At 73.8% G+C, this 8,862-nt stretch carries 9 protein-coding genes; 5 read left to right on the top strand and 4 right to left on the bottom strand.

Annotated elements, in window-relative coordinates:
• The 4 genes from AB0J36_RS26840 to AB0J36_RS26825 form a co-directional block, all read right to left on the bottom strand.
• Window positions 1–425, bottom strand: a 425-nt coding sequence (locus tag AB0J36_RS26840) for a biotin carboxylase N-terminal domain-containing protein (protein ID WP_363661247.1), incomplete at its 3' end; no start/stop codon positions are given.
• Window positions 426–439: 14 nt separating this feature from the next.
• On the bottom strand, window positions 440–1,024 hold the full coding sequence (gene accB / locus AB0J36_RS26835) for an acetyl-CoA carboxylase biotin carboxyl carrier protein (RefSeq protein ID WP_357394218.1): 585 nt from the start codon (window positions 1,022–1,024) through the stop codon (window positions 440–442).
• Complete coding sequence (locus AB0J36_RS26830; protein ID WP_363661246.1) at window positions 1,021–2,778, bottom strand: acetyl-CoA carboxylase carboxyltransferase subunit alpha; 1,758 nt, start codon at window positions 2,776–2,778, stop codon at window positions 1,021–1,023. Before AB0J36_RS26830 ends, accB begins: the two co-directional genes overlap by 4 nt.
• Window positions 2,775–3,104 (bottom strand): TcmI family type II polyketide cyclase, encoded by a 330-nt coding sequence (locus AB0J36_RS26825; protein WP_357119136.1) that lies wholly within the window; start codon window positions 3,102–3,104, stop codon window positions 2,775–2,777. Before AB0J36_RS26825 ends, AB0J36_RS26830 begins: the two co-directional genes overlap by 4 nt.
• A gap of 436 nt (window positions 3,105–3,540) precedes the next feature.
• On the opposite strand from AB0J36_RS26825, the gene AB0J36_RS26820 reads away from it, so the two are divergent.
• From AB0J36_RS26820 to AB0J36_RS26800, 5 genes are all read left to right on the top strand, one after another.
• A complete protein-coding gene (locus AB0J36_RS26820; RefSeq protein WP_357394214.1) occupies window positions 3,541–4,350 on the top strand; it encodes a BTAD domain-containing putative transcriptional regulator in 810 nt (269 codons plus the stop codon).
• A gap of 93 nt (window positions 4,351–4,443) precedes the next feature.
• Entirely contained in the window at window positions 4,444–4,791 is a 348-nt protein-coding gene (locus AB0J36_RS26815) for a TcmI family type II polyketide cyclase (protein ID WP_357119142.1), read from the top strand.
• 1 nt (window position 4,792) lies between these two features.
• On the top strand, window positions 4,793–6,142 hold the full coding sequence (locus AB0J36_RS26810; protein WP_363661245.1) for an NAD(P)/FAD-dependent oxidoreductase: 1,350 nt from the start codon (window positions 4,793–4,795) through the stop codon (window positions 6,140–6,142).
• 249 nt (window positions 6,143–6,391) lie between these two features.
• Window positions 6,392–7,444, top strand: a complete 1,053-nt coding sequence (locus tag AB0J36_RS26805; protein WP_363661244.1) for a hypothetical protein — start codon at window positions 6,392–6,394, stop codon at window positions 7,442–7,444.
• A 210-nt stretch (window positions 7,445–7,654) separates the two neighbouring features.
• Window positions 7,655–8,860: a low temperature requirement protein A gene (locus tag AB0J36_RS26800; RefSeq protein ID WP_357119151.1), complete on the top strand. Its 1,206-nt coding sequence runs from the start codon at window positions 7,655–7,657 to the stop codon at window positions 8,858–8,860.
• The last annotated feature ends 2 nt before the right edge of the window (window positions 8,861–8,862 follow it).

The following is an 8,862-nucleotide window of genomic DNA, read 5'->3' as shown; positions in this document are numbered from 1 at the left end:
GCGGCGGTGGCCACCGGCGCGACGCTGCCCGCCGGCAGCGGCAGTCCGGCCCGGCTCATCAGGGCCCGGGCCGAGGACTTGTCGGCCAGCGCCGCCATCACCGCCGGCGGCGGCCCGATGAACGTCAGCCCGTTGTCCGCGCAGATCTCGGCGAAGTCGGCGTCCTCGGAGAGGAACCCGTATCCGGGGTGGACGGCCTGCGCGCCCACCTGGCGGGCGGCCTCCACGATCGCGGCGGCGTTGAGGTAGCTGCGCCGGCTGGACGCCGGTCCGATCCGGACGGCCTGGTCGGCGAGGCGGACGGCTGCGGAGTCCGCGTCGGCGGCGGAGTAGACCACCGCCGTGCGGACGCCGAGTTCCCGGCAGGCCCGCAGCACCCGCAGGGCGATCTCGCCCCGGTTGGCGATCAGAACGGTCTCGAACATCGCCACCCCCGCCGTCAGGCCGGATCCAGCTCGACCAGTGGCTGGTCGTACTCCACCGGCTGACCGTCCTCGACGAGGATCGCGACCACCCGGCCGGCCCGGTCGGCGCTCACCTCGTTCATCAACTTCATGGCCTCGACGATCGCCACCGGCTGACCGGGACGGACCAGGTCGCCGACCGCGACGAACGGCCCAGCGCCCGGCTCCGGCGCGCGATAGAACGTGCCGACGATCGGCGCCCGGATCGCGGCGCGGCCCGGAACCGGGGGGCGGATCAGCGCGGCCGGCGGACCGGGCGCGGCCGCGGTCGGCGGCGGCGTGGCGGCGGCCACCGGCAGGGCCGCAGGTACGCCCGAGCCGCCGACCGGCTCGTCCGGATGCCACTCGATCTCGAGCACGGTCGCCCCGCTGCGCAGCCGGATCCGGCGTACCGGCCCGGCCAGCTCGGCGAGCAGGTGCCGGGCCTGTCGGCGTAGCCCGGCCAGCACCTCCTCGCCGTCCGTGTCGGATCCCTGGGATCCGTCCGCCCGGACGCGCCCGTCGACGTCCGCCCGGCCGTTCGGGCCGTCGGCGGTGGACACCGTCGCGCCGGCCGTCATCGGGCACCCGCCTGGTTGCCGGCGCGGGTGGCGCCGAACCGACGGAAGCGCTGCCGTCGCAGGCGGACCAGCATCGCGGGCGGAACGTCCAGCAGCGGCAACAGATTGGCCAGCAGGGCGGCGCGCAGCCGCCGGGCGGTCTCCGCCGGGTCGTCGTGGGCGGCCGTCGCGGGCTCGGAGACGATCTCGTCGACGACGCCGAGGCGACACAGGTCGGGCGCGGTCAGCCGCAGCGCGCGGGCCGCCTGTGGGGCGGCGGAGCGGTCCGGCCAGAGGATGGCGGCGCAGCCCTCCGGGCTGATCACCGAGTAGACGGCGTGTTGGAGCATCAGCACCCGGTCGGCGACGCCGAGGGCCAGCGCGCCGCCGCTGCCGCCCTCGCCGGTGATCACCGTGACGACGGGGGTCGGCAGCACGGTGAGGGTGAGGATGTTCTCCGCGATCGCCGCCGCCTGCCCCTGCTCCTCGGCGCTGATCCCCGGGTCCGCGCCGGGCGTGTCGATGAGGGTGACCACCGGCAGGCCGAGTCGCGCGGCGAGACGCATCAGCCGCAACGCCTTGCGATGCCCGGCCGGGCTGGCCATGCCGAAGTTGCGGGCGACCAGGTCGGCGGTGGTGTGCCCCTTCTGGTGGCCGATCACCATCACGTGCCGCCCGGCCAGGCGGGCGATCCCGCCCACGATGGCCGGGCAGTCCCCGCCGAGCCGGTCGCCGTGCAACTCGACGAACCCGTCGAAGACCGAGTCCAGGTAGTCCAGGGTGGTGGGTCGGCCGGGGTGGCGGGCCGTGCGCACGGTGTCCCACGCGTCGCGTACCGCCGGCTGCGTGCCGTCGTCGGCCGCCGCCGTGGGCGGTCGCTGCCCGTCGGCCACCGCCGGCGGGACCGCGTCCACCAGACGCTCGTGGTGTCGCGCCGGCTCCTGACGGGGTACGGACGCCCGCGCCGGACGGCCGGTGCGGGCCGCGGCCAGCAGCGCCGCCAGCCGACCGCGCAACGACCGGCGCTGCACCACCATGTCGACCTGCCCGTGACGCAGCAGGAAGTCAGCGGTCTGGAACCCCTCCGGCAGGGCGCGACCGGTGATCTGACGGATCACCCGTGGACCGGCGAAGCCCATCCGGGCGCCGCTCTCGGCGAGCACCAGGTCGGTGTTGGTGGCGAAGGATGCCGCCACGCCGCCGTAGGTCGGGTCGGTGAGCACGCTGACGGTGAGCAGGCCCGCCTCGCGCAGGGCGGCGATCGCCTGGCTGACCGTGGCCATCTGCATCAGCGACAGGGCGCCCTCCTGCATCCGGGCGCCGCCGGACGCGGTGACCAGGATGAGCGGCACCCGGTCGTCGAGCGCCCGCTCGGCGGTGCGGGTGATCAGCTCGCCCACCGCGGCGCCGAGGCTGCCGCCGAGGAAGCGGAAGTCCATCACCGCCAGGGCGGCCGGGTGCCCGCCGATGGTGGCGGTGCCACAGAGAACAGCCTCGGGCAGGCCGGTGGCGGCCCGCGCGGCGGTGAGCCGGTGCGGGTACGGGAGCACGTCGACGAAGTTCAGCGGGTCCGCCTCGGGTATCCGGTCGGGCAGCAGGCGCAGCGAGCCCGGGTCGACGAGCTGCCGCAGCCGCTCCGGCGCGCCGAGGCGGGAGTGCTCCCCGCACTCCGGGCACACGTCCAGGTTGCGGCGTAGCCGCTTGCGGTAGAGCAGGCTCGCGCAGCCGGCGCAGCGGGACCAGAGCTGCTCCTCCTGCCCCGCGGCGGCGGTCACGAGCGCCCTCCGGCGTCGAACCGGTAGAAGCAGCGCGCCATCGCGTCGCGCGGGGAGCGCCAGGTCGGCAGGTACGGCGAGACGTACGGCCGGAGCCGGTCGCTGACCCGGATGAACTCGGGGTGGCCCCGGGCGGCCTCGACCGCCGGCTGCGCCGGCTGCTCGGTCTCGAGCAGGTGCACGTAGAGGTCGTGCAGCCGGTACAGCGCGCGGTGCCGGACGCCGACCAGGCGCGGTAGCTCGGTCGCGTCCGACTCGGCGAAGATTTCGGCGACCTGCTCCTGCGCGGTCGGTACGACCTTCGCGATGATCAGCGATCGGTCCATGGCTGGGCCTCCCCCCACGGCGTCCGGGTCGGCCGGATGAGCCCCGGGGACGCGCTGGACGACTGCCGCCACGATGCGGCAGTCGTCGTCACGGCGGCGTCACCGCGACGGATCGACCGGCGACGCCAAACGGTGACGCTGCGTTGACGCAACCTGTGTATGAGCTATGCGTCCCATGTGCAGCCCGCCTCGAATGATCGATGTTTTTGCAGTTCAGAACCGATTTCATGGGCGAGATTGGGCCAACATGGGCGTTGACTCACCGTGACCGTAATTGATAATCTTCACGGTGGTCAGCCCGGCGGCTCCGGCGGGTGACGCCGCGCGTGGACAGCCGTGGTCGGATTCCATCGACGGAGCCGACGGTGGCGACGCGGGCAGCCGATCCGGGACACAGCAGACAGTCGGGACGAGCGTTCCACAGAGGGGTGCCGCCGTGGCCGCTGATCCGTCCGTGCCGACCGCCGAAGGCCCCGGCGAGGGTGACCTCGCGCTGCACCTGCTCGGCGGCTTCCGCCTCCTGCACGCCACCGCGCACATCGTGGTGCCGCGCGGACTGCAACGGGTGATCGCCCTGATCGGGCTGCGCCCCGGCGCCACCCGCAGCCAACTCGCCGGGCTGCTCTGGCCCGACGTGTCCGAGGAGCGGGCGCTGTCGTCGCTACGGACCGCGCTGTGGCGGCTGCGGCAGGACCCGTGCTGCCCGATGGTCGTGGCCGGCGACACCGTCCGGCTGGCCCCGGCCGTCCGCCTCGACGTCGACGACCTCGTCGGGACGGCCGAGCGCGTCCGCAACGGCGACGACCCGCGGACCACCGCCGGGGCGCTCGCCGCCGGCCGGCACGACCTGCTGCCCGGCTGGTACGACGACTGGGTGTTGCTGGACCGGGAACGGCTGCGGCAACTGCGTCTGCACATGCTGGAGCAGGTGTCCGCCCAGCACCTCGCCGCGGGGCGGCACGGCGAGGCGTTGGAGGCAGCGTTGGAAGCGATGGCCGCCGAACCGCTGCGCGAGACACCGCACCGGCTGGTGGTCCGCATCCACCTCGCGGAGGGCAACGCGTTCGAGGCCGTGCACGCCTTCTACGTCTACCGGGACCTGCTGCGCCGCGAGCTGCGCCTCGAACCCAGCCCGGCGATGAGCGCCCTGCTCGACGACACGCTCGCCCCGATCCGGGCGGCCACCCGCCCCGCCGCCGGCCGGGACACCGCCGTACGGCCGTCACCGGCCGGTCGGCACACGTGACGGTGACGTGACACGGCCTGCGGCACGGTGACCGCATCAAGCACGTGACCACCGGCCTGCGGGTCGGGATCGGCCACCGGCGGAAGGGGTCCCATGAGTCGTCTACTGATCGTCAGCCGGATCATCCCAGGCGCGGAGGGGCGGGTCGCCCAGATCTTCGCCGAGTCCGACGCCACCGAACTGCCCGGCCTCACCGGCGTCACGCACCGGTCCCTGTACGGCCTGCACGACGTGTTCGTGCACGTCATCGAGACCTCGGACGTCAATCCGGGCGCCCTCGCCGCCGCCCGTAACCATCCGCTGTTCCAGCAGGTCAACGAAAGGCTCGCGGCGCACACCTCGCCGTACCTGTCGACCTGGCGCTCCCCGAAGGACGCCATCGCCGAGTGCTTCTACCGCTGGGACGCGGCCGACGCGGCGGCGCCTCACCCGGCCGGCTGACATGTCCACCACGGGACCGCACGTCCTGGTCATCGGCGCCGGCACCGGCGGCCTGTGCCTGGCGCACGGGCTGCGCCGCGCCGGCATCAGCGTCGCCGTCTACGAGCGGCATCGGCACAGCGGAGAAGGGCTGCTCGGATACCGCGTGGGCATCGGTCCGACCGGCAGCCGGGCACTGCGCGACTGCCTGCCACCTCAACTGTTCGCCACGTTCCTGGCAACCTGCGCCCGGCCGCCGAGCTACTTCAACGTCGTCACCCAGCGGCTGCGCGAGACCGCGTCGTTCGAGCTGCGGCCGGCCGTCGATCCCGTGCGGACGGAACACTCGGTGGCCCGGATGGTGCTGCGCCAGGTGCTGTTGACCGGCCTGGCCGACGTGGTGCACTTCGACAAGACCTTCGTCCGGTACGAGCAGCACGACGACGGCACGGTCACCGCCCACTTCGCCGACGGGACCACCGCCACCGGCGACCTGCTGGTGGCGGCGGACGGCACGCACTCGGCGGTCCGCCACCAGTACCTGCCGCACGCGGTCATCCGGGACGCCGGGACGATCAACATCGCCACGCGCATCCCGCTGACCGCGCAGACCCGCGGTCTCGTGCCCGAGCGCGTCGCCAAGGGCATCTCGCTGATCTTCGGCGTCGGCGGCACGATGGGCGTGCTGCACGTGATGGAGTTCAAGTGGGACGCGAACCGGACGATCAAGCCCGGGGTCGGCGACGACGACGCCGCCCTGCTGCGGGCCTGGTCCGGCCTGTCCGAGCAGACCAGCGCCGACTACATCAACCTCATCATCTGGAGCACCGCCCGTCGGTTCCCGTCCGACGTCCTGGAGCGCCGGGGCGAGGACCTGAAGCGGGTCGCGCTGGACCTGACCCCGAACTGGCACCCAGACCTGCGGGAACTGTTGCGGGTCAGCGACCCGGGCAGTGTCCTGCCGATCAGGGTGAGCACGTCCGAGCCGACGCCACCCTGGAAGAGCAGCACCGTCACCCTGCTCGGGGACGCCATCCACACGATGACCCCCGGGCGCGGGGTGGGGGCGAACACCGCGCTGCGCGACGCCCGCCTGCTCTGCCAGCACCTCACCAGCGCCGTCGCCGGGGACAAGACGCTCGTGCAGGCCGTGGCGGACTACGAAGCCGCCATGGTGCCGTACGGCTTCGCACGGGTCGCCGAATCACTGAACCGCAGCGGCACCAACGGCGAGGACCGGATGTACCGCCCGGTGGTGGGCCGTCTCGCCCTGCTCGGCGCGCGCGGCTACTTCGGAGTGACCAGTCGGGTGCCCCCACTGCGACGCCGTTTCGTCGACGACTTCCACACCTACGAGGGCGACGAGGACTGACCGCGGCACCCACCGACCCGGGTACGACGTGCGAGCGTCGTACCCGGGTCGCCTCGTGCCCGGCGGGCGCCGGTCGCGACGTCGGCGCTGGTGGGCGCGACGCTGCGTCACCCGTCGGGCACCCCGCGAGGTGGTGGGCGTCGGCGCGCGCCGTACGACCGGTCCTGTCTGTCGTCGTCCGATCGCGTGTGCGAAGCTGCGGCGAGTTTTTCTCGTGACTTTCTCGACGAGGTGAGAGGGAGGTTCGCCGTGGAGTGGTCTATCGGACACTCGCTGATAGTGGTCGTGGCGGTGTTGCTGGGCCTGGCCGCCGGATGGTTGCTGCGCGGCCGGCAGGGCGCGGGGGCCGCCGCACGGCCCATCGTGGACGGCGATCCCGTCGCCGGTCTGGCCGTGGTCACCAGCCCGGAGCCACCGGCCATGACCGACGAGGCCCGGCCGGCGGCGAGCATCGACTCCCCGCCCGCGGCGGTCGCCGACGAGCCGGCCCCGGTCGACACGGTCAGCGCGCCGGCCACCGTGACCACGTCGGACGATTCCGCGCCGGACGCCGTCGACCCCGGCGACATGGCCCTCACCGAAGCCCCGCCGGCCGTTCCGGCCGACGACCGGACCGCCGCGTTCGACGAGCCGGGCACGGTCGACGAGCAGCCCGCCCCGGCGACGGTGGTCGCCCCACGTCAGCCGCTGGACGACCGCAACGACACTCCGTCCGACGAGCCGATCGACGCCACGCCGGTCGACACCACGCCGGCCGAGCCGGTCGACGCCACCCCGGCCGACGCCACCCCGGCCGAGCCGATCGACGCCACCCCGGCCGAGACCGTCCCGGCCGCGCCGGACGAGCAGGCCGAGGCCGTTCCCGCCGAGAGCGCGTACACCGGGACGACGCCGGCCGACACGACCCCGGCGGTCGCGGCCGGTCTGCCGGCGGTGGACGTCGACGAGGCCGAGCCGGCGCGGGCCACGCCGCCGGTCCGCGCGACGGACGCCCCGCCGATCCCGGCGGCCACGGCGGACACCGACCCGACGGGCCCGGCGGACACCGACCCGACGGGCCCGGCGGACGACTTCCGTCGGATCCAGGGTGTGGGGCCGAAGATGGCGGCCGCGTTGCAGGCGGCCGGCGTGCGCACCTACCGCCAGCTCGGCGAGCTGGACGAGCCGGCGCTGCGCGACCTGATCCGGACCGCCGGCCTGCGCGCCGCGCCCGCGCTGGCCACCTGGCCCCAGCAGGCTCGGGTGCTGGCCGGCGCCGGCGACGCGGCGAGCGCCGTCCTGCCCGGCGGCGACCAGGGCTGACGCACCACCGTGAACCCCCGGACGTCCGCGCGGACGTCCGGGGGTTCGCTCGTTCCGAGCGCGCCCGACGGAGGCCGGGACGCGGGTCGACCAACCGCCCGGTCGGGGGACGGTGGGACGAATCCCGAGGTGGCGGGGTGGGCCGCTGGCTAGCGTCGGTCGGGGTGGGCCGGACGGTCCGCCACGTCGACCGGCACCGCAGGAGCGAGCGTGCAGTTCTCCGCGCCGGAGCCCGGGCCTGGCAGGACGCGACCACCGGTACGCGACCCGGATTCCCCCCGCCGGGTGACTCTGCTCGAACTCTTCTTCGACCTGGTGTTCGTGGTCGCGCTCGCGCTCATCTCACGCGGCATGGTCGACCAGCTCGACTGGCACCGCGCCGGACAGGCGTTGATCCTGCTGGCCGCCGTCTGGTGGACGTGGGCGATCACCACCCTCGTCACCGACCTGTACGACCCGGAACGGACCGAGATCAAGCTGCTGATCGCCTCGGTCATGTTCGGCGCGCTGCTGATGACCACCGCGATCCCCGAGGCGTTCAACGCGCGCGGGATCGTCTTCGCCGGCACGTACGTGGCCATCCACCTGGGGCGCGGGCTGTTCCTGATGCCGGCCGTGCGTCGCCAACCACAGACCCAGCGCCGGGCGTTGCGCATCTTCACCTGGTTCGTCGTGTCGGCGATCCCCTGGATCATCGGCGCGTTCGTCGCCGGTGACGCCCGGCTGGCGTGCTGGGCCATCGCGCTGGCCATCGACTACACCGGCTTCCGGCTCGCGTACCCGGTGCCGGGGCTGGGGGTGGTGCCGGAGCCGCAGCGCAACGTCACGGCCGAGCACCTGTCCGAGCGGTACCAGCAGTTCTTCATCATCGCGCTCGGCGACGCCATCCTGACCATCGGCACCATGTTCAACCTGGCGCACACCGAGGCCCAGAACATCGCCTCGTTCGCGGTGGCGTTCGGGACCACGCTGCTGCTCTGGCGGATCTACGTCCACAAGTCCGGCCAGCTGCTGCCGACGGCCATCAAGATGTCCGGCGCGCCGGCCAAGTTCCTGTTCACCGCCCCGTACACCCACCTGCTGATGATCGCCGGAGTGGTGACCACGGCCGCCGGGTTCGACCTGGTGCTGCACGACCACCCGGGACGTACGCCGCCGGCCTGGGTGGCGGTGATCCTCGGCGGCCCGGCACTGTTCCTGGTCGGCCGGTCCTCGTTCGAGTACGAGGTGTTCAGTCGGGTGTCGCCGTCCCGCCCCGGTGGGCTCCTCGCGTTGCTCACGATCGCGCCCGTGGTGATGTACCTGCCACCGCTGGCCGCCTCGTTCGGCGCGCTGCTGGTGCTGGCCGGGGTCGCCTACGCGGACCACCTCCGCAGCCACGGCAAACCGCCGGAGCCCCCCGCACCGCCGCACTGAAC

The sequence above is a fragment of the Micromonospora sp. NPDC049662 genome (genome assembly GCF_040675055.1).
Lineage (GTDB): Bacteria > Actinomycetota > Actinomycetes > Mycobacteriales > Micromonosporaceae > Micromonospora.
This window is presented reverse-complemented; position numbering and strand designations above follow the sequence as displayed.